At 60.9% G+C, this 25191-nt stretch carries 20 protein-coding genes and 2 pseudogenes; 16 read left to right on the top strand and 6 right to left on the bottom strand.

Going from position 1 to position 25191, the window contains the following annotated elements; translation table 11 throughout:
* Window positions 1-65: 65 nt before the first annotated feature.
* Window positions 66-1724, bottom strand: a complete 1659-nt coding sequence (ctaD, locus tag LB551_RS17880) for a cytochrome c oxidase subunit I (protein WP_224660031.1) — start codon at window positions 1722-1724, stop codon at window positions 66-68.
* Window positions 1725-2055: 331 nt separating this feature from the next.
* Between ctaD and LB551_RS17885 the strand changes: the two genes are divergently transcribed.
* Both LB551_RS17885 and LB551_RS17895 read left to right on the top strand, forming a co-directional pair.
* Window positions 2056-2820, top strand: coding sequence for a DUF2243 domain-containing protein (locus LB551_RS17885; protein WP_140552558.1), 765 nt, complete (start codon window positions 2056-2058; stop codon window positions 2818-2820).
* A gap of 574 nt (window positions 2821-3394) precedes the next feature.
* Window positions 3395-3649 (top strand): annotated as a pseudogene (locus tag LB551_RS17895) (protein adenylyltransferase SelO family protein); the annotation flags it as partial.
* A 1185-nt stretch (window positions 3650-4834) separates the two neighbouring features.
* On the opposite strand, the gene LB551_RS17900 reads toward LB551_RS17895, so the two are convergent.
* Window positions 4835-5929 (bottom strand): mandelate racemase/muconate lactonizing enzyme family protein, encoded by a 1095-nt coding sequence (locus LB551_RS17900; protein ID WP_140552559.1) that lies wholly within the window; start codon window positions 5927-5929, stop codon window positions 4835-4837.
* Window positions 5930-6129: 200 nt separating this feature from the next.
* On the opposite strand from LB551_RS17900, the gene LB551_RS17905 reads away from it, so the two are divergent.
* The 7 genes from LB551_RS17905 (at window position 6130) to LB551_RS17935 (ending at window position 13848) form a co-directional block, all read left to right on the top strand.
* Window positions 6130-6852, top strand: coding sequence for an FCD domain-containing protein (locus LB551_RS17905; RefSeq protein ID WP_181172590.1), 723 nt, complete (start codon window positions 6130-6132; stop codon window positions 6850-6852).
* Window positions 6849-8468, top strand: coding sequence for a GMC family oxidoreductase (locus LB551_RS17910; protein ID WP_140552561.1), 1620 nt, complete (start codon window positions 6849-6851; stop codon window positions 8466-8468). Before LB551_RS17905 ends, LB551_RS17910 begins: the two co-directional genes overlap by 4 nt.
* 100 nt (window positions 8469-8568) lie before the next feature.
* On the top strand, window positions 8569-9549 hold the full coding sequence (locus tag LB551_RS17915) for an ABC transporter substrate-binding protein (protein ID WP_140552562.1): 981 nt from the start codon (window positions 8569-8571) through the stop codon (window positions 9547-9549).
* A 60-nt stretch (window positions 9550-9609) separates the two neighbouring features.
* Complete coding sequence (locus LB551_RS17920) at window positions 9610-11154, top strand: sugar ABC transporter ATP-binding protein (RefSeq protein ID WP_140552563.1); 1545 nt, start codon at window positions 9610-9612, stop codon at window positions 11152-11154.
* Window positions 11151-12155, top strand: coding sequence for an ABC transporter permease (locus LB551_RS17925; RefSeq protein ID WP_140552564.1), 1005 nt, complete (start codon window positions 11151-11153; stop codon window positions 12153-12155). The genes LB551_RS17920 and LB551_RS17925 overlap by 4 nt, the downstream gene beginning before the upstream one ends.
* Before the next feature lie 4 nt (window positions 12156-12159).
* Window positions 12160-13125, top strand: coding sequence for an ABC transporter permease (locus tag LB551_RS17930; RefSeq protein ID WP_140552565.1), 966 nt, complete (start codon window positions 12160-12162; stop codon window positions 13123-13125).
* A gap of 348 nt (window positions 13126-13473) precedes the next feature.
* Window positions 13474-13848 carry a hypothetical protein gene (locus tag LB551_RS17935; protein WP_140552566.1) on the top strand — a complete coding sequence of 125 codons (375 nt, stop codon included), beginning with the start codon at window positions 13474-13476 and terminating at the stop codon, window positions 13846-13848.
* A gap of 1383 nt (window positions 13849-15231) precedes the next feature.
* Here LB551_RS17935 and LB551_RS17940 read toward each other — a convergent pair.
* From LB551_RS17940 to LB551_RS17950, 3 genes are all read right to left on the bottom strand, one after another.
* Complete coding sequence (locus tag LB551_RS17940; protein WP_181172591.1) at window positions 15232-15396, bottom strand: hypothetical protein; 165 nt, start codon at window positions 15394-15396, stop codon at window positions 15232-15234.
* Between the two features lie 734 nt (window positions 15397-16130).
* Window positions 16131-16352, bottom strand: a complete 222-nt coding sequence (locus tag LB551_RS17945) for a hypothetical protein (protein ID WP_224660032.1) — start codon at window positions 16350-16352, stop codon at window positions 16131-16133.
* Window positions 16353-16418: 66 nt separating this feature from the next.
* Window positions 16419-17759 carry a Do family serine endopeptidase gene (locus tag LB551_RS17950; protein ID WP_224660033.1) on the bottom strand — a complete coding sequence of 447 codons (1341 nt, stop codon included), beginning with the start codon at window positions 17757-17759 and terminating at the stop codon, window positions 16419-16421.
* 263 nt (window positions 17760-18022) lie between these two features.
* Between LB551_RS17950 and LB551_RS17955 the strand changes: the two genes are divergently transcribed.
* The 5 genes and pseudogenes from LB551_RS17955 (at window position 18023) to LB551_RS17975 (ending at window position 21430) form a co-directional block, all read left to right on the top strand.
* Window positions 18023-18400 carry a hypothetical protein gene (locus LB551_RS17955; protein WP_318012738.1) on the top strand — a complete coding sequence of 126 codons (378 nt, stop codon included), beginning with the start codon at window positions 18023-18025 and terminating at the stop codon, window positions 18398-18400.
* A 240-nt stretch (window positions 18401-18640) separates the two neighbouring features.
* A pseudogene (locus LB551_RS17960) lies at window positions 18641-19117 on the top strand (Hsp20 family protein).
* Between the two features lie 74 nt (window positions 19118-19191).
* Window positions 19192-19701 (top strand): Hsp20/alpha crystallin family protein, encoded by a 510-nt coding sequence (locus LB551_RS17965; protein WP_140552568.1) that lies wholly within the window; start codon window positions 19192-19194, stop codon window positions 19699-19701.
* Window positions 19702-19773: 72 nt separating this feature from the next.
* Entirely contained in the window at window positions 19774-20538 is a 765-nt protein-coding gene (locus LB551_RS17970; protein ID WP_224660034.1) for an NADH dehydrogenase ubiquinone Fe-S protein 4, read from the top strand.
* Between the two features lie 700 nt (window positions 20539-21238).
* The gene (locus tag LB551_RS17975; RefSeq protein WP_246676216.1) at window positions 21239-21430 is read left to right on the top strand and encodes a DUF982 domain-containing protein; all 192 of its coding nucleotides are present in this window, start codon (window positions 21239-21241) and stop codon (window positions 21428-21430) included.
* 482 nt (window positions 21431-21912) lie between these two features.
* Here LB551_RS17975 and LB551_RS17980 read toward each other — a convergent pair whose 3' ends face one another.
* Window positions 21913-22227, bottom strand: coding sequence for a glycine zipper 2TM domain-containing protein (locus LB551_RS17980; RefSeq protein WP_140552570.1), 315 nt, complete (start codon window positions 22225-22227; stop codon window positions 21913-21915).
* Between the two features lie 588 nt (window positions 22228-22815).
* Between LB551_RS17980 and LB551_RS17985 the strand changes: the two genes are divergently transcribed.
* Window positions 22816-23037 carry a hypothetical protein gene (locus LB551_RS17985; protein WP_224660035.1) on the top strand — a complete coding sequence of 74 codons (222 nt, stop codon included), beginning with the start codon at window positions 22816-22818 and terminating at the stop codon, window positions 23035-23037.
* Window positions 23038-24068: 1031 nt separating this feature from the next.
* Window positions 24069-24944 (top strand): MBL fold metallo-hydrolase, encoded by an 876-nt coding sequence (locus LB551_RS17990; protein ID WP_140551973.1) that lies wholly within the window; start codon window positions 24069-24071, stop codon window positions 24942-24944.
* Window positions 24945-25191: the final 247 nt, after the last annotated feature.

The following is a 25191-nucleotide window of genomic DNA, read 5'->3' on the forward strand; positions in this document are numbered from 1 at the left end:
AGCGCGTTGCGCGGCCTTCCAACTCAGCGCCGATCCGGCCGTCTGTCGCGCACGGCCAGCCGGATTCATCTGATTTTCGGCAGCCTCTCCCATTGATGGAAAGGAGGCGGAGAGGTCAATTCCCATTCCAATGTGGTGGCCCCTGGCCCCCAGGGGTTCGTGCCGGCGGCCCTTCGCCGGTGGAAAGCCTCCGCGATGCCACCGATAAAAATTAAAACACTCGCGGCCGACAAATACGATCCAAAGGAGGAGACCATGTTCCAACTGGCAAAAGCGTCGGGATAGTCGATATAGCGACGCGGCATGCCGGCCATCCCGAGAAAGTGGTGGGGGAAAAAGACGAGGTTCACACCGACGAAGGTCGTCCAGAAATGGATTCCAGCCAGGAGCGGGTTGTACAGATATCCCGTCATCTTCGGAAACCAATAATACCAGCCCGCGAAGATGCCGAAGATCGCACCCAACGAGAGAATGTAGTGGAAGTGTGCGACGACATAGTAGGTGTCGTGCAATTGGCGATCGAGGCTGGCGTTCGCAAGCTGTACGCCGGTCACGCCTCCGACAGTGAACAAGGATATGAAGCCGAGCGCCCACAGCATCGGGGTACGCAAGCTAAGGGAACCGCCCCACATGGTTGCGATCCAGGAGAACACTTTTATACCGGTCGGCACCGCGATCACCATCGTCGCGAAGGTGAAGTAGCGCTGCGTGTCCACCCCTATTCCGCTGGTGTACATATGGTGGGCCCAAACAACGAAACCAATCGCTCCGATCGCGACGATCGCGTAGACCATCCCCAGATAGCCGAAGATCGGCTTTCGCGAAAATGTCGAGATCACCTGGCTAACGATGCCGAAGGCCGGCAAGATCATGATGTAGACTTCAGGATGGCCGAAGAACCAGAAGAGATGCTGGTACAGGATAGGGTCGCCGCCGCCGTCCGGCGCGAAGAATGTGGTGCCAAAATTCCGATCCGTCAGGAGCATGGTGATGGCGCCGGCCAGGACAGGCAGGGCCAGCAGCAAAAGGAAGCCGGTGATGAGGATCGACCACACGAACAAAGGCATCTTATGCAACGTCATCCCCGGCGCGCGCATATTGAAGATCGTGGTGATGAAATTGATGGCGCCTAGTATAGAAGAGGCTCCCGCAATGTGCAGAGACAGAATGGCCAGATCGACGGCAGGACCGGGATGGCCGGAGGTCGACAGGGGTGGGTAGAGGAACCAGCCGGTCCCGGGACCGTAGCCGCCGGGGACGCTGGGCATGAAGATCGACAACAAAAGCAGCATCAATGCCGGCGGCAGCAGCCAGAACGATATGTTGTTCATGCGTGGGAAGGCCATGTCCGGGGCGCCGATCATGATCGGAACCATCCAGTTCGCGAACCCTCCGATCAGTGCGGGCATGATGGTGAAGAAGATCATGATCAGCGCGTGCGCCGTGGTGAATACGTTATAAAGTTGCTTGCCGGCATCTATGGCCGCGTCGCCTTGGTAGCCGTAGATCATCGACGCCAACCCGGGGAAAACCTGGATTCCGGGTTCCTGCAGCTCCATTCGCATGCCCACCGATAAGAGCATGCCGATGACCCCCGCGATAAAGGCGAAGATCAGGTAGAGCGTGCCGATATCCTTGTGGTTAGTCGAAAACAGCCAGCGAGTGATGCCACTCGGCTTGTGGTCGTCGCGGCTGCGCGGAGCCGCCGCCGAATATTCACTCATGAGCGTTCTCCGCCTTAGCCATCCCTCAACAGCGCATCCGAACCATGATGTCAGTTGATTGTTCCCTCCCCAGAACGCCCGACGTGAGGGAACATACGGCAGAAGCCGAGGTTCGGGTCAGGCGCGGCGTAACCCTGCGCGGTTGAAGGATCGACATCCATGCTGGCAATCATTGCTGCGACATTGGTTCTGACGACAGTGGTCGGCGGGCTGATTACTGCCTTCTGGATCGAGGCCCGTCTTGGTCTCCACGACCCGACGTCGGACAGGGCAATGCACCTGGAGCTGCTAACCAGACTTGGCTCTCCTGTTTGGGCGGAGTCGTCCTGATATGGACACCATCACCGCGAAACTCGACCCGAGAACGCGAGTCGGCTGGCTTCTGCTCGGCTTCGCGCTGGGCGGCTTCTTCGACGGCATCGTCCTGCATCAGATTCTGCAATGGCATCATCTTCTCTCGGGTCTCACCGACCCTGCGGGTGACGACCTGCGCTTTCAGGTCATGGCCGACGGCCTCTTCCACCTGTTCATGTACGTGTTGGCCGTTGCCGGCACGGTGCTGCTGGTTGCGGCGAGGGCAGCAGGCGGGCGGGCCGGAAATACGACCGAGATCCTTCGGCTCGCCTTCACCGGGTTCGGCGTCTGGCATCTGGTGGACGCCATTGTGTTCCATTGGCTGCTCGGCCTGCATCGGATCAAGATGAACAGCGACATGCCGCTCGCCTGGGACATTGCGTGGCTGGTCATCTTCGGAATCGTGCCGCTGCTGTTGGTGCTGGTGCTGCCTAACCGCGGTGGACCGGCACGCGGTGCCTCGGCGGCTCTGACCAGCATCGTCCTGCTTGCAGGACTGGCTACGGGCGTCGGCCCACCATTCAACGGTGCCGCCACTTCCGTCATCGTCTTTCGAGCTGGGATGGAACCCGCCGCAATGATGCGGGCGATTCAAGCCGCCGACGCCGACCTCAGGTGGGCTGACACCAGCGGCACCATCTGGGCGGTCGATAGGGTCTCGTGGCGCGGGTTGATGATCCTGCACGCGCGCGGCGCCCTGGTCGTCAGCACGACGCCTGTCATTGCCGGATGCCTCGCTTGAATCGATGCCGCCCGGAGGGACAACGGCCCCAACGCGCAACAAGACATTGCTGCCGCGCTTTGAGTTCGGAATCGGACAGGTGTATGAAGCTCGCCATCGAGAGCGGTCAGCCGGAGCACCGCGGATCCTCTCTTCGTGTTGACTGACGCCCAATGGACGAAGAGGTCCGCATTGCCTGAGTAAGGCAGTCGACCGAGGTCGAAGCGGCGGCGACAACCGCCGCTTCGACTAAGCCGTGCTGTGGATCGTGCGCACGGCAAGCGGCGTGACTTTTCAGCCTTTTTCGGGAGTTGGAACACCGTTTTCAAGAGATACCGCGATTGGGTCAAAGCCGATGCTTTCGTTGGTGTCGCACGGTAGCCCGAACTCGATTTAGGCGGGTGGTCCCCAGCTTTATCCGGTGCCGGCCAGATGGATCCGGATGGTACCGGCGAAGTTGCGTTCCTATATGAGAAGTGAACACAGGCTCCTCGAAACGGGAGCTGTTGGCCCCCCCTTCAGAGCAGATTGTCATGACGTCACCTGCGACCGCTGAACAACCCCAAGCCATTCAGATGCGGCTTCCCTCCTCAGCAACAGCTATGCGCAACTGCCGGAGCGATTCTTCGCGCAGACAGATCCGAAGCCGGTGTCCGAACCCCGGCTGATCCGGTTCAACAGGCCCCTTGCCAAGGAACTCGGGCTCCATGCTGACCAGCTTACCAGCTCGGACGGGGTGGATATGCTCGCTGGCAACAGATTTCCGGCAGGCGTGCAAGCAATCGCCCTGGCCTATGCAGGTCACCAGTTCGGAAACTTCGTGCCTCAGCTCGGCGACGGGCGCGCGCTCTACCGCAAATCCAGATCGTTCGCGAAATGACGGGCCAAATCGGCTTCACGGATCATCCAAGACGCTGGGTTGTTGAACGATCCTTCGCCTGGTGGCAACCGCATGATCCACGCCCTTGGCAGTCGATCTGCTCTGAACGCGAGGACGAACAGCGATCGAGGCGGTGCGGCAGCAGCAGCCAGTCCGATCTGCCTGCAGCGATGGCAGTTAAAAGCGATGTTAACAGACCTAAGCCTCTTTGATTACCCTCGCCGCTCGCACGAGCGATGACCAGTCAGCGCCCATGGGTTTTACAAGATCACGAGCATCTTCGTCGGATATTCCAGTGTGGTCTACAAGCTTCCGTGCCAGCAATTCGAAAGCCTATTCTATAAGCGTCATAGATCAGCCCCTTCTGAGAGTTCTTGCGACGATAGGTTGCGAGAGGGTTTTCCGCATTAGAAGATGTTAAACGGCCATCATGAATGTCTCAGTGTCGGTTTCGGAATTCATCCTTGGCGTGCGATGCGCCTGACGAGGACCATGGCAGCGGTCGCGTAGAGGAACGCAGTGGCGGACCCCGATTGTGGGTGCGAAATCTTTGATTCTTCGCGGACCCTGTCGCGTTGCCGGCTATACTCCCACCACCCGCGCCATCGGCCGACAGCGGATGATTACCTCGTCCCTGCCGGAAACGGCGCCTACTCCGCTCGCCGCTTTCGCCAATCGGGCAGATGACTTCCTTTGTCACCTCGAAGATGATGATCTCGTCCATGTCGGACTCTTTCCCCTGCCAGCACCCCTGCCGCCGCAATACGCGTGACACCTTGCAAAGTGTTAGCGAGTTCGTGCTTTCACGTGGTCGACTTCTCCTTGGCGAAGGGCTCTCCCGCGTCGTCGGCGAGGAAGCAGGATCTGACCGGGCATGCGACCGCCTCTAAATCTCTAAACGGCTGCGACAGGCACGATGTTCCTTCGGGCCGGCGCACTGCTCGGGCCGAGGTGCAAACATACACTGGGTGCATTCCCAACTCCGTTTCGAGTCGTGCGGAACCATATCTCGCTCTCAGCAGCTGTACTCGGAGGCGAAATTCGGGCGGACCGGGCAGTTGACTTCATGCCCTGCGCGATGAGAGGCACGAACGGCGTCCGAGGCAACTCTGGCCGTCGTCGAAGATCTCGCCTCGTTCCGCCTTTCGGGGCGCGCTATCCCTCAAAGCCGGCTAATTTCTGCCAGTCGAAAACAACGCCCACGCCGGGCTCGTCGGGTGCTATCGCAACACCATTATGAAGCCTGAGCGGCTGAGTGGTATAATGGTCTATATCGAAGCTGTGCGCCTCCACCCAGCCGCCATTTGTCTGCCCTGCGACGAGGCTGACATGAAGTTCCTGCATTCCATGGCTGCACACGGGAATGCCGGCCTTGCGTGAAAGCGCTGCCACGCGCAGCCAGCCCGTGACCCCGCCGCAGTTAGACGCGTCAGGTTGGATGTAGGCGAGCTTGGACCAGGCGAAGGCATGCTCGAACTCCTCTATCACATGCAGGTTTTCTCCCATAGCCAGGGGCATGCCCGTTGCCTTGGCAATGCTGGCGTAGCCTTCATAGTCGTCGGGTATGATGGGCTCCTCGAACCACAGCAGATCGTACGGCGCAAATGCTGTGGCCGCTTCGATCGCCCGCGGGACGTTCAGCGCGTAGTTGGCGTCAACCATAAAGGTGGTGTCGGGCCCGATGCGCCCGCGGACTGCCTTCACCCGGGCCACATCCTCCGCAAGATCGTCCTTGCCGACCTTGATCTTAATCGCCGTGAAGCCGGCTTTCAAATAGGAATCAGTGCTGGCCAGGAGCTGATCGAGGGTAAAATTCAGGTCGATGCCGCCGCGATAGGCCTTGGCGGTCTTCCCTGCCGCGCCAGCCATCTGCCACAGCGGCAGGCCGCTGCGCCGGCCCTTGAGATCCCATAGCGCGATGTCGATTGCCGATATCGCGAAGGATGCGATACCGCCTCGCCCGACATAGTGGATGTGCCAGAGCATGCCGTCGTAGAGCGTCTCGATCCCGGTCGCGTCGCGTCCCTGGAGGAAAGGCGCGAGGTCGTGCTCGATCATTGCGTTGATGGCATGGCCGCCCTTGCCGCCGGTGTAAGTGTAGCCGGTGCCCTCGCTGCCATCGGCAAGCCTCAGCGTGACAGTCACCAACTCGAAATGCGTGTGCGCGCCGTGCTTGGCATCGGTCATCACCTCACGCAGCGGGACCCGGAACAGCCGGGTCTCGACATCCCTGATTTCGGTGCAGCTCATGCAGCATCGCGTCCAGATTTTTTCATCGGACCATAATTGCACCAACCTCCCTGTCTGGCAACGGTTTGCCGGAATTTAGGTGCAATTGGCAATCTTTGGTCCTACGATGGTCTCTGAACGCTTGTGCTTTGGTCCGAATTGCTTCTAGTATGATCGCTGATTGGGAGGAAGAAGGCTTGCTGCATACGGGAGAGCCTGAGATGCCCGCAGTGATGGTTGCCGCCCGCGCGGCCGACGCGATGGTGGCTGGGATCGAGGCCGACATCACGTCCGGAAGACTTGGCGACGGCAGCTACCTGCCGGCCGAGCGCGAACTGATGATTGAGTACGGCGTGGGACGGGGCGTGGTGCGTGAGGCGATTGCACGCCTGGCCAGCCGCGGTCTGGTGGAAGCGCGTCCACGCTTCCGGCCAGTTGCACGCAGGCCGGGCCTGGATGCCGCGCTCGGCGCCCTCAATGGCATTGTCGGCCATCTGCTGAGCGACCAGGCAGGCGTGAAGAACCTTTACGACATGCGCGTCTTCCTCGAGGCCTCCCTGGCACGCAACGCGGCCATGCATGCCCGCAAGGAAGACATCGCAGCGCTCAGGGCCGCACTGGCGATGAACGAGGCGGCTATTCCGGACTCGCAGAAATTCTACGCAACCGACGTGGCTTTCCACGCAGCGCTTTACGATATAGCCCGAAACCCGGTGCTGCCCGTGGTGCACAAGGCATTCACCGCCTGGCTGTCGCCGCAGTGGATGCGCATGCCCCGATCGCCCGAGCGCAACCGCGTGAATTTCCTAAGCCATCGGGAAATCTGCACGGCCATCATCGAGCGAGATCCCGACGGCGCCGAGCGGGCGCTCCTCAACCACCTTTCGGCGGCCTGGGAGTATGTGCGCGGTACTTTCGAAAGCCGTGAGGCGCCTGAGGCATGACGCAGTCCTACGACCATATCGTAGTGGGCGGCGGCGCAGCCGGATGCGTTGCGGCGGCAAGGCTGGTCAAAGCGGGAAGGCGAACCCTGCTGCTGGAGGCCGGCCATTCCCATCATCACCCTCTGCTCGACATGCCGCCCGGCATCTTCAAGATGATCAACGGCTCTAAGTTCATGCGCTATCACCGCACCGAGCCGCAAGCCCACCTCGACGGCCGCATTCACGAAATCTCGCAAGGCAACGTGTTGGGTGGCGGCACCTCGGTCAACGCCCAGGTGTATATGCGAGGCCGCTCGGCCGATTACGACGAGTGGGACGAGATGATGCGCGGCAACAATGCCGGCGTACGCTGGAACTGGCAGGCAGTGCTGCCGCACTTCACTAGCATGGAGGGAAACAATCGACTCGCCAGCGAACTGCATGGCAGCGAAGGTCCGCTGCTGGTCTCGGATCCCGGGCACATCGATGATGTTTCGCGTTGGTTCGTCCAGGCGGTCCAAAGGCTGGGACTGCCGTACAACCATGATTTCAACGGGCCGTCGCAGCGCGGCGTCGGTTTTTACCAGTTCATGAACCGGCGCGGAAAGCGCAGCAGCGCCGCCTACGCTTTCATCGAGCCGCTGACGAATGACCCGAAGCTGACGCTGAAGCTCAATTGCACTGTCAGCCGGCTGCTGATCGAGAACGGGCGGGTTACCGGCGTCGTCTACTCCGACGCATCGGGCGCCGAGCATACCACCTATGCGGATGCCGACGTCATTGTCTCGTCGGGTGCCCTCATCTCGCCGAAACTGCTCATGCTGTCCGGCATCGGCCCGGCCGACGCGCTTGCCGGGTATGGCATTGCCTGCGTCGCCGACCTGCCCGGGGTCGGCGAGAATCTGATCGACCATCCGGAGGTCCCGATCATCGCCACGGCGAACGGCCCTTACGGCTATTTCAGGCAGGGCCAAGGCTGGCGGATGATAAGGAATGGCCTGCATTTCAAGCTCTTCGGCACCGGCACGATCCTCTCGGCAGGGGTCGAGGCCGGCGCCTTCGTCAACCCAGCCGATCCGGACGGGGAACCGACGATCCAGGCCTTCTGCGTTCCGCACGTCTATCTGGATCGCGATATCCTGACCCTGGTCGAGAACACCTATGGGCTTACCGTCACGACCGTGGTGGTGAAGCCGAAGTCGCGCGGTTTCGTGAGGCTGCGTTCGGCGGACCCGAAGGACATGCCGGTCGTTTCGCCCAATCTGCTCAAGCATCCAGACGACATGCGGGAGATGATCTCCGGCCAGCGTTACTTCCTGCAGGCATTCCAGACGAGGCCGCTCGCCGATCGGGTCAAGGCCATTGCCGTGCCAAGTCGGGATGATCTCAGCGACGAGGCGCTGGCAAAACATTGCAAGCGCTTCGTCAAGACCAATTACCATCCGGCCGGCACTTGCCGGATGGGCTCCGACAGCGACCGGATGGCGGTGCTGGACGCCGCGATGCGCGTGCGCGGAGTGGACAATCTGCGGGTTGCCGACATGTCGGCCTGCCCGAACATCAATGCCGGCAACACGGCTGCGCCGGCGATGATGCTGGGCGACCGCTGCGCCGATTTCATCCTGGAGGCGGCATAGAGCCTGATCCAGTTTGCCAATGTGGCATGCAGAGGCCGTCAGGGCCGAAATCGTGAAGAAGTCCACCGTCGCAGAGAGAGACAATCAAGGAGGAAAGAGCATGATCATTACCCGTCGAAAGCTTCTGGTTGGCTCGGCCGCCGGCGCGGTCGCGCTGACACTCGGCTCACGCGCCTTCGCGGCGCTGCCGCCGCTCGCCAAGAAGGACAAGTACAAGGTCGGTTTCGCCCAGACGGAAAGCAACAATCCGTGGCGCCTTGCCGAGACCAAGAGCATGCAGGAGGAGGCCGCCAAGCTCGGCCATCAGCTGGTCTACACGGACGCGGCCGGTTCGTCGGCCAAGCAGGCCTCCGACGTGAACTCGATGATCGCGCAGGGCGTCGACGCCATCTTCCTGCCCCCACGTGAGGACAAGCCCCTGGTGCCGGTCATCCTGGCGGCGCGCGATGCCGGCATACCAGTGTTCCTGGTCGACCGCGACGTCGACCACACCATGGCCAAGCCGGGCGAGGATTACGTTTGCTTCATCGGTTCGGATTTCATCGAGGAGGCGACCCGCATCGGCCAGTGGCTGGTCAAGAATGCCAATGGCAAGTCGAAGATCATCGAACTGGAGGGCACGACCGGCGCCTCGGCGGCCACAGACCGCAAGAAAGGCTTCGACGATTTCATCGCCAAGCATTCGGAGTTCACCATCCTGGCGTCCCAGTCCGGCGACTTCGCTCGCGACAAGGGCCGGCAGGTCGCCGAGACGCTGCTTCAGGCGCATCCTGACGCGGACATCATCTACGCGCATAATGACGAGATGGCGCTGGGTGCAATTGCCGCCTTGGAAGCAGCCGGCAAGACCCCGGGCAAGGATGTGCTGATCTTGTCCATAGACGGCGAGAAGGAAGGCGTTCAGGCGATCATCGACGGCAAGATCGGCGCGATCTGCGCCTGCAGCCCGCTGTTCGGGCCGAAGGCCTTCGCCACGATGGCCGACTATGCGGCCGGAAAAAAGATCCCGCCGTTCATCAAGAACGAGGACGCCTTCTTCGACGCCACGAACGCGAAGAAAGACTTCGATATTGCGTTCTGATATCCACTCGGTTTCCAGTCGCCCTGCCCGCTTCGGCGGGTAGGGTTTGGGAGTTTGCCGATGACCGCCCAGCGGGACCCAGCCTCGCTGCTCCTGGACATGCATGACGTCCAGAAGCATTTTGCCGGCATCCCTGCCCTGGTCGATGCCTCGCTCCAGGTTCTTCCGGGCGAGGCTCACGCACTCATCGGCCAGAATGGAGCGGGCAAATCCACGCTTATCAAGGTGCTCACCGGCTATTACCGCAGGGATGCGGGCCAGGTCCTATTCGAGCAGAAGCCGTTCGAGGTCGGGTCTCCGCATCAGGCGCAGATCAGCGGCATCAGCACCATCTACCAGGAAATCAATCTCGTGCCGCTCCGCTCTGTGACCGAGAACATCTGCCTCGGACGCGAGAAGCGCCGCCGAGGCCTGCTCAACTGGAGCGCGATGCATGCTGAAGCTGAGCGCCTACTCGGCCGGTTCTCGATCAGGATTGATGTGCGCCGCCCGCTCGGCGATTTCAACACCGCCACGCAGCAGATGGTAGCGATCGCCCGCGCCATCGGCTTTTCCGCCCGCCTCGTGATCATGGATGAGCCGACCTCCTCGCTCGACGAGCGTGAAGTCTCGGTTTTGTTCACCGTCATCCGGCAGCTCAAGGCCGAGGGCGTCTCCGTTCTATTCGTCAGCCACAAACTCGACGAACTCTACGAGGTCTGCGACCGGGTCACGATCATGCGTGACGGCCGCACAGTGCGCAACGCCGCGATGAGCGACATCGGCAAGCTGGAGCTGGTCGCGGCCATGCTCGGCCGCGATGTCACGGCCGTCGAAGGCCACGCGACCGCGTTCGGCGAGCGCGATCGATCGAGAATCGGCGATGTGCTGTTTGCCGCGCAAGGGCTGGCGGCCGGCCAGTCGGTCCGTAACGTGAGCTTCGATCTGCGGCGAGGCGAGATCGCCGGTTTTGCGGGCTTGCTCGGCGCCGGCCGCACCGAAACAGCCCGCCTCGTGTTCGGCGCCGACCGCCGGAAGGCCGGCGCGATGACGATGGAGGGCGCGTCCTACCATCCCGCACGTGCCGCGGACGCGATCGCCGCCGGAATGGGCTTCTGCACCGAGGACCGCAAGGCCGAGGGCATCGTGCCGGAGATGACCGTCGCGGAGAACATAACACTGGCACTGCTGCCAAAGATCAGCCGCAACGGCATCCTGAACGAAGCCCGGCAACGGGAGATCGTCGAGCGTTTCATTCGCGAACTCGGGATCAAATGCTCGGGGCCTAATCAGAAGGTCCGCGAGCTCTCCGGCGGCAACCAGCAAAAGGTGCTGCTTGCCCGCTGGCTGGCAATGAACCCGAAGCTGCTCATCCTCGACGAGCCGACGCGCGGCATCGATGTCGGGGCCAAGGGCGAGATCCAGCGTCTTATCCGCAAGCTTGCCGACGACGGGCTCGGCGTGCTGATGATCTCCTCGGAATTGGAGGAAGTGATGGAAGGGGCCGACCGCATATTCGTGCTGCGCGAAGGGGCGAGCGTGGCCGAACTGGAAGGCCAGGCAGCCAACGAGGAGGACGTGCTCGCGGCGATGGCGCATGGCGATGCAGCGGAGGAGGCAGCGTGAGCGATCTGGCCAGGCCATCCGCAGCCAACGACGACGGAAACCGCGGCTTCAATGTGTTCGGCTTCCTGGCGCGCTACGGCACGGTGATCGCGCTTGTGCTGCTGATCGTCTTCAACCTTGCCTATACGCGTAATTTCGCGACGCTGCAGACGCTCAACGTCAACCTGACCCAGGTCTGCACGATTGTGATCGTCGCGGTGGGGATGACGCTGGTGATCGCCACGGGCGGCATCGACCTGTCGGTTGGTTCGCTAATGGCGATCTCGGGCGCATTGGCGCCGATGATCTTCATGGGAACGATCTTCCCGGTCGGGAACATCTATCTGGCGGTGACCGTCGCGATGGTTGCCTCGATCCTCGTCGCCGGCCTGTTCGGGCTGTTCAATGGCTGGCTGGTCTCGCGCTTCCGAATCCAGCCGATCGTCGCAACGCTCGTGCTGTTCATCGCAGGGCGCGGGATCGCGCAAGTTATGACCAATGGCAATCTGCAGACCTTCCGCGTGCCACAATTCCAGTGGATCGGGCTTGCCCGCCCGCTCGGCATCCCCGCGCAAGTCATCATCATGGCCGTGCTGGTTGCGGCGGCCGCGTGGGCCCTTCACCGCACGGTGTTCGGGCGAAGCATCCTCGCGGTCGGCGGCAACGAAAAGGCCTCGGAACTCGCCGGCATCGCCGTATCGAGGATCAAACTCGCTGTGTATGCGATCAGCGGCCTGTGCGCGGGGCTGGCCGGTCTCGTCGTCATCGCGATCAACTCCTCCAGCGACGCTAATCTCGTCGGCCTGGGCATGGAGCTCGACGCCATCGCCGCCGTCGCCGTGGGCGGCACGCTGCTCAGCGGCGGCAAGGCGACGATCATCGGCACCCTGCTCGGCGCCCTGACCATCCAGTTGGTGCGCTACACGCTGCTCGCCAATGGCGTGCCCGACGCCGCTGCGCTCGTGGTCAAGGCCAGCATTATCGCATTCGCCGTCTGGCTGCAGCAGCAACACAGGGTGTAATCCCATGAACAGCGCCCGACTGGTCCGCATCATCGGCACCTACGGTGTTGTTGTCGCGCTTGCAGCCTTGGTCCTGTTTGGATTCCTGCGCTACGACCGGTTCCTGGGCTTCTTCAACGTGATGAGTGTTCTGCGCTATAACTCGATGTTCGCGCTCGTGGCGCTCGGCATGTGCTTCGTCATTATGACGGGCGGCATCGACCTGTCGGTCGGCTCCGTCGCCGCCTTAGGCAGCGTCGCTTCCGCCCTGGCGAGCCCGCACGGCATCGCGGCCGGCCTTGCGGCGGGCGTGGGGGCCGGCCTGGCGGCCGGGCTGGTCAACGCACTCCTCGTTACGCGCGGAAACCTGATGCCCTTCATCGCCACGCTTGCGACCATGCTTGCCGCAAGCGGCTCGGCGCTGCTTCTTGCCGGCAACCAGACGGTTTCGGTGTCCTACGATTCAGGTTTCACCGCCATCGGCCAGGGGAATTTCTGGATCTTGCCGATTCCTGCGGTCATCGCCATGGTTACTTATGTGATCGGATCGGTCGTCCTGAACTACACCAGCACGGGACGGACTGTGCTGGCCATCGGTGGCGGCGAGGATGCGTCGCGTCTGATGGGACTGCGCACGGACCGCGTCAAATTTCTCGTCTATGTCGCAAGCGGGTGCCTGGCTGGACTCGCCGGCGTCGTTCTCGCTTCGCAGTTCGGCGCTGGCCAGCCAATCGAGGGCATCGGCTGGGAGCTGTTTGCCATCGCTGCCGTGGTCGTGGGCGGGACGCTGCTTACCGGCGGCTCGGGCTCGGTATTGACTACGCTGGCCGGGGTGCTGCTCCTCGGCATCCTTTTCAACATCCTGAACTTTGAAAACGGGATGGGTTGGATTTCCCTCTCGGCCTACTGGCAGTCAGTGATCCGAGGGCTGTTTTTGCTCGTCGTCGTTCTTCTCCAGGCACGGCTGACGACAAGGCGCGAAACCGCCTAGGTATCCTGGTTGACCCGCCCCGGCCCGATTAGCGCGTCCTGCAGACTTTTTGCGGCACCTGATGCTTCCCCCGTTGCACCTGGCCTCCGGCACCTTTTGGAGCGAGATCCGACAGCTGACCTAGTGCAGTCACATGGCCGTCCCGGAGACGGTCATTTCCCGGCGACCGCCACGAACACGGACTGCCACTGCCTTCCAGTCGAACAGAATGGGCTTGCTCTGCCGGCGAGACTTCAGCCAGCCGACTTTTCCCTCGCGCCTGCCGCCCCCGTACTTTTTGTCATCCAGAGAGGAACAACGGTAGCTCGGCCGCGTTCGGCGGCCAGTCGAGTAACAGGAGTACCTGACATGCCAAGCAGAAACGGGTCCCCGTATCCGAGACGAAGCGACTTCGCCAATGATGAACCCATTCGGCCGGAGGATTCCGCCGTGTTGGACAGCCCTGCTGGTCATGAGGACAGGCATGGGGCGGACCCCGGTTTTGTGGGAGCCGACGATGTCGACCGGCCGATCGGCGCGATGCCCCGCAGCGAAATTACCGGTCGTCATGATGAAGGGGCAGGCGCCAATGAGACTATCGACGGCTTAAGCGAAACCGAGGAGCTGACCCGCAGCTACGCCGAGGACATACCGGCCGGTGACAATGAAGAGGACGAGGAAAACATCCCTGTCTTCGAAAGAGGCCGAAGCAGCACCGAACTGGAGGGGCGCCGACCTCTTTGAGCCGTGGCTCTAACCACTGAGCCATCTTTTCTGGCATGAGAGGGACGCGGCCGGAATATACCGCCAACGGCGGCTCGCGCTCACGCCGCAGCAACGTTCAGCGACACTGGAGCAAAAGTTCATATTCAGATTTCTTCGCCATTGCGTCTGGTGCGCGTTGGTGCAGGCTGGATGGCGAACATAACATCGCGCGAAGCTGCCCTCTGTGATGGTGGAGCCGCGCGCCAATTGGTCTGGTCGACCTTGTGTTCCATTCGGAGCAGGAGCCGAACCCCGCAAGCAGGCTGACTTGGTGACCGAACGCGATCGATTGGATATGCGGAAGCTGCGCGTATTGGAGAATTCACGGAGAACGATTTGCAGAGCATTGCGCGCCCATCGTCTGCTGGATTGCAAGTTGGAGAAGCTGGGGCACCATTTCTGGATTTGAACCTGACAATGTGGTTGAAATGGCAGAAAATCAGAAGCCAAAATGGTCACATGTCGGCACAACGCAGGTCTGCGAGCCCGAGTGACGGCGAGACAAGATCGTCAGGGGCCATGGCGAGAAACAGCGGGATGCGCCATCGGCATCGAGCCTTGCGTGTCTCTTGCCGGCCAAGTTCCTGCAATCCTGAGGGAGAGCCGCGTTCGGGCAACTCGGTCTCTTTCGCGACCTCTTTTTCTTAGGTTCGGCGGGAGCGTTCTGCTTCATCAGCATTGTTGTCGTCGTCTGTCCGCCCGAGTTCCTGATCGATTGTCTCGCGCGACCCCCTCTACCGGATCCTGTTGCGGAGATGCCGGCTTCGGTCTTGTCTTGGGCGGGAACGGCGCGGTCGGGGGACTTTGACATTTCAGATTCCCTTTCGTCTGTCATCCGCCTAGACGTTTCTGGCGACTGGAATTTCGCGGGTCTACCTGCCGAACCGAATCGTCAACGCATTGTTCCGGGAAGACCCCCAGGTCGTTTTGGCCTGCCCGTTCAGAGCGATGCCCCTGCCGGTCCGGAACATTCACGGCGATTGAAAGTTGGGCCGAACACCTACGTAGGGTCGGCCCTTTTGTCCCTCACCTCACCCTCGGAACTTGGCCAGCAGTGATGCCGATCCACATGTGAAAACCCCTGGATTTAGCTATGGATGGGCTGTTTTCCTTTTTGAGCGGCCCCGCTTGAGTTGTTGCGTTGTTCTAGGCCCAGGCAGATCCGAACGGCCTTTCGACGGCTCGAATCCCGCAAAGCTGAAGGCCCTTCGCTCGCCCTGGTTCTGCCGGACTACGCGTCGGCGGCGACTGGCCAAGGGGCGCTAGTCAATTCGCAGAATGCGCGGATCGTTGAAATGCGTATCGGAGGTGAAGAAGATCATGCCGCGGCCGGCTGCTACGCACGATCGGTGATAGCTCCGGCTACCGGCGCTCTTCGGCTTCATCATCGATCCCGATCGGGGCTTCCCCGAGCATCTTGAGTGCCTCGTCCCTCGTGAGGCCGCACTTGCGCGCGAAGTAGAGTGCCTCGATCGCCTTTTCGCGATCCGCCGTGGATTCTGAGTGCTGTTTGGGCTTTTTGCCCATCGTTCTCTGTCACCTCTGAGGCACCGAACCATCACAGTGCCGCGTTGTTCCCGTCTCATCGGATTTGCTGACCTGCCGGAATGCGAATTCCTGTCTCCACAAACGGCATTGCGCGAGCCGCGGACAAAGCCCGAGCCGTGGGAGGGGGCCGGCGCGGGCGATCGGGTTGGCGATCTTGCAGCGCGGGGGTGGTCCGCTGCATGGCTCGGACTCTGCAATTCGGCATTTGTTCCGGCGCGCATGGAGCGTCGGCGTCCCGAAGCCGCTCGCCCCGACTGCGGGTGGCTATCTTCCGGTTGTTCGTAAGCGTGCGGTCTCTGCACCAGATTGAGTAGTGCAATAACGCGACTTGTTGGCTCCTTCCGTTGCATAGAGGATCTCCGGTGAATTTGAGTCATTTCGAGAACAAGACGCGGCAGTCCAATTGGGTGGCGGACGGAATATTGCCTTGTGCATCGCCTGACGAAGGACACGCTCAATCGCGGGCTGAAGTACACGATGGGGCGCGTAAGCAGGCGGAATACCAGGCGGAGTTGCGCCGTCACAGGCGCCTGGAAGAGCGAGCAAAGCGGCAGAACAGGCGCGCTCGGCTGCGCTTTGCGGTGAGCACGGATGTGCGCAACCGAGCCATCCAGGCGTTCTTCGCGATGCTTCGAGTGGCCGGCTGAGACGCGTGGGGCCTCTGATGCCTGCTACTCAGCGCAAGCGACGAATGCACACGAGAGATCGCCAGCCTAAACCTGTGGGTCGGAGTTCCATGCATCGAGAAAAGGGCACGCACTCAGGAGCGGATCGCAGCGTTGTTGTTGTCCACCTATGTGGTCCCCCGAGGGCCGAAACGTCAGGTCGACTTTGGCCTCGCCGACCGGTGAGTCGCAGAACGCGCGTGCAAAGCCGCAGAACAGTTTCGGCAGCCGCATGTTGAAACGGACCGCAACCTCAAACATGCTGCTCATCAGTTTTACAACTCCGGTAGTGGGCCTGCCCAGCAGCACAGATGGCGACGCCGTCTGGCCTGTCAGTCAGGAGTTTGCCACAGCAACGAAAAGCGATTGTCCCTGCCGGTCGATACGGAACAGCATTGGCTTTTTCTGCTGACGGGATTTCGCCCATTCCTCGCCAACGTCGGACGGCTGGGTCATGTTTCGGTTGTTGGCCGACACGATAACGTCGCCTGGCCGAATGCCGCTTTCGGCTGCAAGACTGTTCGGAGCGACATCCTGGACGAACACGCCCGTGGTGCCGGCTTGCAGGCCGAGTTGCTGGCGCGCTTCGTCCGGAATGGCGCTCAGCGCTAGACCAAGGCGCTGGTCCTCAGTCCCAAGGTTTGGAATGGCACCGGTCTGATCCTCCTGGTCCCTGCGTTGATCGACAGTCAGCGACAATTCCTGGTTTGTGCCGCCCCGGTTCGTTGTTACGGTCACTTTCGACCCCGGCTTTTGGCTTGCTGCCGCCAGCGTCAGGTCATGGACGCCTAGGATGTCCTTGCCGTTGAACCGGGTGATCACGTCGCCGGACTGGATTCCCGCTTTCTGCGCCGGGCTGCCAGCCTCGACCGAGGCAACCAGCGCTCCCTTGGCACCCGGCATTCCGAGCGCCTCGGCGATGGAGGGCGTGATCTCCTGAAGACGCACGCCGAGGAAGCCGCGCTCGATGCGGCCAGTGCTGATCAGTTGGTCGACTATAGTCCGAGCTGTGCGCGAGGGCACCGCGAACCCGATGCCTATGCTGCCGCCTGACGGCGACACGATTGCCGTGTTGACTCCAATGACTTCGCCGCGCGCGTTAAACAAAGGACCTCCCGAGTTACCTCTGTTGATCGAGGCGTCTGTCTGCAGGAAATCGTCGTAAGGACCTGCCTGGATATCGCGAGAGCGGGCAGAAAGGACGCCGACAGTGACGGTGCCCCCGAGGCCGAAGGGACTGCCGATGGCGATGGTCCAGGCCCCTGGTTGCATTGCGTCCGAATCCCCCCAGGCTGTCGCGGTCATGTTGGGCCAAGGATCGACTTTCAATACCGCGATGTCAGTTGCGGGATCGCGGCCCATCACCCGCGCTGGCGCCGTCTCCTTGTCGGAGAACACGACATGAATCTCAGTTGCGTCGGCGACGACATGGTTATTGGTGACGATGTAGCCTTCGGGACTGATCACAAAGCCGGAGCCGAGTGCTTCCCGCACCTGGGGCTGGATACGCCCTCCTCCGTCGAAGGGATTGAGAAAGTCGTAGAGCGTCGTTTGATCCTGGATGATCTGCCTGGTCGTGATTGCGACAACCGCTGGCAGCTTCTGACGCACGATTGCGCTGAAGTCGTTCGGAATTTCCTGTGCGGTGGCCGGAGCAAGGCTGCCAGTCGAGAGCATCAGGGCTCCTGTGATCAAGCCAATCCACAAGTTCCTAGAGACGTAAGACATGACTGGTTCTCCTGCCGGGATTCGGCCCTTCGATTTCGCCCGACCTCAGAACTGATATTCTCGCTGATTGTTTCACCGGCCCGATAAAATGGTTCTAAGGCGTTGACGACGGGAACGTGACCCGTGCCCGAGCCATTGAAAGTTGCTTGAGACGTTCCAAAATTTCGTCTGGCGGGAATCGCGAGAGCCGCCGAACTCAAACACGCAGGAGATTGTCTGAAGCGGAGGACCAGCAATGGAAGCAGCCATTTCGACCCATTTTGCCTCGATTGAACCCGTGGCTCCTGATGTTTTTCTGGACCGCTTGCTGCATCCGGCTCGGCATTTCAAACATTCCCCAGGACGTTTTGGTCGACGTTGCCCTGGACGTTCAGGAGAAGCGGGCGATCCTTTCGTCATGGGCGTCGGATGCCTGCGCTGTAGGATCCGTGCCAGCGCTTCGCATGCTGCCGGGGGCGGGTGAACCGGTCAGCTTCGACGCGATTAGGGATGCGTTGCGACAATTGGATCAAAAGGATGAGCTTGCCGGTCGTGACGGCAGTGACAGCGCGGAGGTGGCCGCGTTCGTACCACTCGTCGATCGGATTTAAGCGCGACGTAATTGTTCTTGCACCATGGACCCGTCGGCGAGTGACCCGCCGGCGGGAGGGGTGGCATGTGGTGCTTTCGCCCAGATTGCCGCTGAAAACTTTCCTATTCTTGCTCTTGAAGGTGCAACTCGCGATTCTAAATTGATGGTCGCCGGCTGCCCAATGGGGCCGGCAAGACCAGGAGGCGGCAAGGCTCTTGGTCCCTTCTGTGATCCATATTGCTCAAAGGAGGATGTGGCTATGAAGACAAACCTCGATTTTACCCCCCTATACCGGTCCAGCATCGGCTTCGACCGTTTGGTCGACATGCTTGAAAGTGCGAGCAGTGTGGCCTCGTTCGACAACTGGCCGCCCTACGATATCGCCAAAGGTTGATGATGATGAGTATCGCATCACGATGGCGGTCGCCGGTTTCTCGCAGGACCAGCTGACCATCACTCACCAGCCCAACATGCTGGTTGTGAGCGGGTCGCAATCTGGCGATGAGAACGGCCAATATCTCTACCGCGGCATTAACGGGCGCGCTTTCGAGCGGCGGTTCGAATTGGCCGACCACGTGAAGGCGGCGCGAGCCAGCCTTGAGAACGGGCTGCTGAGCATCGATCTCAAGCGCGAGGTTCCCGAGGAGATGAAACCGCGCAAGATCGAAATCTCCAGCGGGGCTCCCATGCCGCAGATGGAGGCTCCCAGGTTGAGGCCGACAAGCTGGCCGCCTGAGCAATTAACCATGAAGGCTTCCGCTTGAGCCGGGCGTCCCGCCCGGCTCAGAGACCTACGAAAGGAGAAAGACAATGAGCGTACGTGACTTGATCCCATGGGGCCGGGGCAACGGAAACTCGGCCCCCAGTCTCTTCCCTGATGGAGATCGAGACCCCTTCGTCTCCCTCCACCGGGAGGTAAACCGGCTGTTCGATGACGCCTTCCGCAGCTTTGGCGCCAGACTGCCGGCCTTTGGTTCCTCCTTCGGGGCCAGTTGGCCGAGTGTCGAAATCTCCGACACGGACAAGGAAGTCTGTGTGACTGCGGAGATTCCTGGCCTGGAGGAGAACGACATAGAAGTCCTGCTGGAAGATGGGGCGCTCAAGCTTAAAGGCGAGAAGCGTTCCGAGACCGAGGACAAGGACCGGCAGTTCTCCGAGCGCTTCTACGGTCGCTTCGAGCGCCTCATTCCGCTCGGCTACGAGGTCGAGGAAGACAAGGTTAACGCCGCCTACAAGAACGGCGTGCTGACCGTGACGTTGCCCAAGACCGAGCGGGCGCAGGCGAAGGCCAAGCGGATCGCAATCAACGGCAGGAACTGACGCACGGCGGTACGAGCAGCGGCCACCACGGCCGCTGCTCGTACCACCCTTCATGATAGGAAGGGAGAGACAATGGAGACAGTTCAAAGCAGCGCCATCAGAAACCCAATAAGGACCTCCGTCAGACCGGACAATGACAATCGGCCTCGTCTCGACGAGCCGGCTTTGTCAATGGGGCGGTCACTGTTTCCGGACGGCGCAACGGCGCGGATCTACCAGCCATGCCGCTCGGCCATGACCTCGGCAAAGCCCCGGAAGGACTGGCGATTGGTCTTCGAACCTCGCACAGCCCCGTTCGTCGAGCCGCTGATGGGCTATACGGGCGGCCGGGACACCCTGACCCAGGTTCAACTGGATTTTCCGACGCTGGAAGCGGCGATCCGTTATGCCGAGCGTCAAGGCCTCAACTTTGTCGTGCAGGCGGCACCTCCTGCTTCCCAGGCTACGGTCAGGAGCCAGGATGTATCAGAGAAACAGGCCCTTTCCGACGTGGTTTGGCAGCGGCTGCAATTGGCTTGGCTTCAGGCAAGCCATGGTTATGGCGCGGGTGTACAGGCAGCGCACATACAGACGGTGCTTTCCGCGCCCGAGGCATTCTACACGTCTGCGATGGAGGTAGTGGACGATCCGGTGCTTTCGCCCGACGAGAAACGCGCTGTGCTCAAGAACTGGGCCTGGAACGAGTACCTGATCGACCTGGCCACCGCCGAAGGCATGCCGGAAAATACACGCCCGACGCGATTGGACGAGGTCGAACTCGCTTTGCTGGCCTTGAGTGCTCGAAACGGGGGATTCCAGACTCGGACCAGCCCGGTGCACTCCCGGATAGCCGCATGATTGGAGGCAAAAATGGACCCACTGATCGTCTTCGACGCCCAACGGACCATCCCGAACCCCTTCGTGCTTGCGCTCGCGGCAGCGGGGCGGGCGCATGCATTGGCACGCGGCGCAGAGCCCGGCTGCCGGCCAGCCGGGCCCTCTCCTTTTTCGCGAGACCACAATCGATGCCAATGCCGTTCCGGTTTGGCGACTCATGTCCCGCGCTCGTGTGGAGTGGCCGCCCTGGACATGAGTAACAGGAAACACAGTTCAACGTCGCGGGGCCGATGCTCTTACAGTACATCTTGACGCGAATTCCCATAGCGGCAAGATCGCCGACATGCAGGTTGGTGGCCCGAAGCCCTCGCAGACTGAACGGACGCGCTGGCAGCGGGATGAGGTGCCACGTCGATATGATTGCCAAGAGGCTACTGCGCTCGGCCGGCCACTTCTCTCTTGAACTGAAAAATGGCATTTCCAATATCCTCTCTGTGTCGAGAAGACGTCACGCAGACCGGCACACTTTTGCCGAGAATCATCCTGCGTCACCCGAAGAGGCACAAGCGTCGCTTCAGGACTTGAAGGGAGGTCACGATGGAAAGCGCTACGTTCAAACAGCCGATTTTCGTACGAGATGACAGTGTCGTCCTCAAAAAGATCGGTTGCGTCATAGAAAGCCATAGAATTTCTCGAAGAATGGCCGGTCCAAAGGCGCGGCATTCTCCACTGCGCGGCGTGTGATACATGCTACTCGGCGTACGATGGTCGCAAGTCTGTCGAGGCCGCGCACAAGACGTTTGCGATGTGGGCACGCAGGGTGGGTGTGATCGAAGACGTTCCCGTGGCGCCGCCTTGGATGACAGGGCCGAAGATTGGCGGTGCAGACGAACTTATAGAAAGTGAGCGTTAAAACTCTCTGCGGCGGCAATCCTACCGCCGCAACAACCAATCTGACACGCGCCTCACGAGGGAGAGACGCTCGGACCCAGCATTTTGCGAGTTGTGGCGCACATGAGTCGCCTAGTGGCCGCACCAAGAGCCGGCAATACAGTCTTGGCACGGTCGATCCACATGCCGAAATACTCGATCGCGCAAGCCGGGTCGGACCTCCGAGCCTTGGGATATCTTACGCACAGACAGTTTGAGCAAAAGAACTGCACTAGCTTGCTGCCCGTTTGCCACGATTCTTCAGGGTGCCGGCAAGGCTCTCAGTCAAAACGACCTCCAGGACCCCGCCGTCCTTGCTGGTATCCCTATGCTATGGCAAAGATGACAAGTAGCGCCACCTCCGGCGGCGCGATCAGAAAAAATGTACGACCAAGGCTATTGCCCCACAGTGGTTTTCGTTCCCGTTTCCCCCTTAGGACGGTGGATGAGCAGACTACCCTCTGCTCAATAATCGCCGTTGTAGTACCTGTCGTCGCACGGTGCCGTGTAGATGCGGCCGCGGCGGTCTTGGTAGCGGCACATCTGTTCGCCGCGCCGTTGCGGCGTAGTGGCCGAGCCGACGACGGCGCCGAGCAGGGCGCCGCCGGCAGCGCCGATGAGCGTGCTTTCGGTGTTGCCGCCGATGGCCTGACCGACGAGGGCGCCGCCAGCGCCCCCGATCAGCGCGCCGGTTCCGGCCCTTTGCTGGCCTTCGGTCTGCGCGCAGCCCGCGAGTGCTGCGGTCATCAGCACGGCGGCAAAGGCTTTATGAAAGTTCATGCGAGGTCTCCCTTGAAGGCCTATAATCCCTATGGCTGGCCACGTGCGGTCGCATTGCGGCGGAACGGCCGCACAAGCGTCACGATATAAGACATGGTTTCTCGGGCGTTGATGATTATCCATTTCAGCCGGACGTCGATGCCCAACCCCGAATCTTTGCCGCCAAAATAACCCCACCGAACACAAAGTGTAGGGGAACGCGGGCGTGTCCCCCAACGAGGACGTGCCGGGAGGGCGGTCCCGGCCAAAGCCATAACTATTAGCATTACATGATGTTCCGTCAGAATTGGGCCCGCACGCTTGGGGACGATGCGAGCCCGGCCGAGGTTGCTCGACCAGCAGCGCGCGGAGGCGCTGCCGCCATGGAAACCAGCCATCAATTAGCAGGTTCCGCTGATTCAGAAAAAGCGCGTTACCTCTCGGCGGCGGTTTTCTGCGCAGATCGTCTAGACTACGCTTCGTGTCTTGGTGACATTCGCGCATTCTACCAGCAGCCCTGAACTTGTTGACTCCGGCCTTCGGGAAAGCCTAAGTCGCGGCTCGCGCCCCCGCGTCCAGGGCGCGCTTTTTACTCACAGAGGTGCCAAAGTGGACGACAAATATACCAATGCTCGTGAACACTTCTTCGCCGCGATCCGAGCGCTAGCGGCTTCCGAACATAGCATTCAGGCGAGGCTGATCGAGGCGAATGGAAACATTCTGAATGTGACGATCGACGAATTCAACGGCGACCGCGAACTCAAAATCAAATTTGCAAAATTGCTGGACCTTCTGGCCATCGATCAGGATGATTTGGAACCGTTGCTGTAGAGAACGCGGCGCACATGACTGACTTCGAAGCTGTGAAGGTTGCCGATCTGATCTGCGATTTCTATTATGAGATCACCTAGGTTCGGCGTGTGGCCACCTCGCTCTACACGCAACCAGCAACCGACCTCGGCCCTCTCCAAGTAACAGTGACATGTAACCCCATGTAACATGCTCTTGACACTTGCGACCGCTATGTTCGGGACAGGACGCGGTGTGGTTCGACGGGAGATGGGGGCATCACTCGTACGGCCCGGGCTCAGGCAAGCTACCGCGTCCGCACGCTTTCCATGTAGGCCGTTCCTGCCCGTTCGGGGCGCTCCCGCCGCAGCTGCTCGATCTCTTTCATGTCGCAGTAGCAGATCTTGCTTTTCAAGTGTATTGCACAGGGATCGTCGGGCAATAGTCGGCACGATCAAGCAGCCGAAGCATCGAGTTGATTGACCGTGCCGACCATATCTGGCACGAGGGTGGGCCTAATTACCCGGCCCATATGATACTGCACAATGGCATTGCTACAATTACGCCTGATGGCGTTTGTCTTCCAAAGCGAAATCTTGGAACTGGCCTCCAAGTGGCACATTACCCCTATGAGCGGTCGATTCCCAAGGACAGGTCCGCCGCCTCGCCCCAATAGGCGGCGGATGAGCAACTAGGCGCCTATGGGGACAAGCTTCGCAAATAATGCGACGTCGCGCGGATAAGATCGAGGCGAACGCCGTCCTTGCGCCGGTGCGACGAGCACTCAAAGCCAGCCAGGAAAAGATTGGCGAACGGCGACGTGCCCGCAATCGAAGTCAAGCCATCGCTATCTTTGTGCTGCTTCGCTCATGCGGTAACCCCTTCTCATTTGCCATGCTGCATCATCGTCCAGGGTATTACTGGGAGCCAAACCCGGATGGTCGAGCCTTTGTTCCGATCGAGCCCACCGAGCCTGTGAGCAGATAGCAGCCAGGGAACAAGGTGCGCCGAGGCAAGTTCGGGACCGAGCCGTCATCGATTGTCCGGCGGTTACAACGGAGGCAGGGAACAGTATGACCGTTCAGATTCGACTTTCCGACATCGACCATGCCAGGCGCGAGGATCGTGGCGACGGCGTCTGGAGCATCGCGCCGGATTTGGCCTATTTGCGGCTGACAATCGTGAATGTCGTGTTCTTCGGCGCTCCCGGCAGCGGAGATCGAAACTGGGTCCTCATCGATGCGGGTTTGCCGACGTCCCGAAGCAGCATCCTGGCGGTCGCGGAAAAGCGCTTTGGAGCCGGCGCGCGGCCAGCCGCGATCATCTTGACCCATGGCCATTTCGACCATGTGGGAACGGTTGTGGATCTGGCCGGCACATGGGATGCGCCCGTTTTCGCGCACCCGCTCGAGCGTCCCTATTTGGACGGGACCGAAGCCTATCCACCACCTGATCCTTGGGTGGGGGGAGGCCTGATGGCGCTGCTTTCGCCAATCTTTCCTCGTGGCCCAATCGATCTCGGAGATCGCCTGCAACTCTTGCCGGTCGACGGATCGGTCCCCGGCATGCCCGGATGGCGCTGGCTGCACACGCCCGGGCATGCGCCGGGGCATGTCTCTCTCTGGCGCGAAGAAGACCGTTCGCTGATCGCTGGGGACGCCTTCATCACCACGGGTCAGGAGTCGGTCTATGAAGTCGCCGTTCAGGACTTGGAGATGCATGGTCCACCGCGCTACTTCACACCGGATTGGGATGCGGCGGAAAAATCCGTGAAACAACTGGCTGCGCTGAAGCCGCAGATGGTGATCAGCGGACACGGAGCGCCAGCTGCGGGAGTTGGCATGCGCCAAGCCCTTGACAGACTGGCTGAGCAGTTCACGGCATTCGCCGTGCCGCTGCGGATGAAGTTCGTGCGTGAGCCAGCCACTGTTTCAGATGGCGGAGCTTAGCGGAGCGCCAGGAGCTGTATTGCCGCTCTAAGTTGCCTTGCAGCTTGTCTCGGCTGACTGAACAACCTCGTAGCGCCAGTGGGGCATGTTCCGTTGCGGACGTCAAAGCCTTGCCGAATTGGCGCCAACGGTATCTCAGCGACAATTTCGAACACAGCCCATGTCATAGGTCAATGCATTGCTCCGCAGGCTTCCCTATGGGCGGCATAACTGCGGGCTCGATTGTGCGGCGGTCCAACTCACGTCG

Source organism: Mesorhizobium sp. BR1-1-2 (genome assembly GCF_020165435.1).
Taxonomy (GTDB): domain Bacteria; phylum Pseudomonadota; class Alphaproteobacteria; order Rhizobiales; family Rhizobiaceae; genus Mesorhizobium.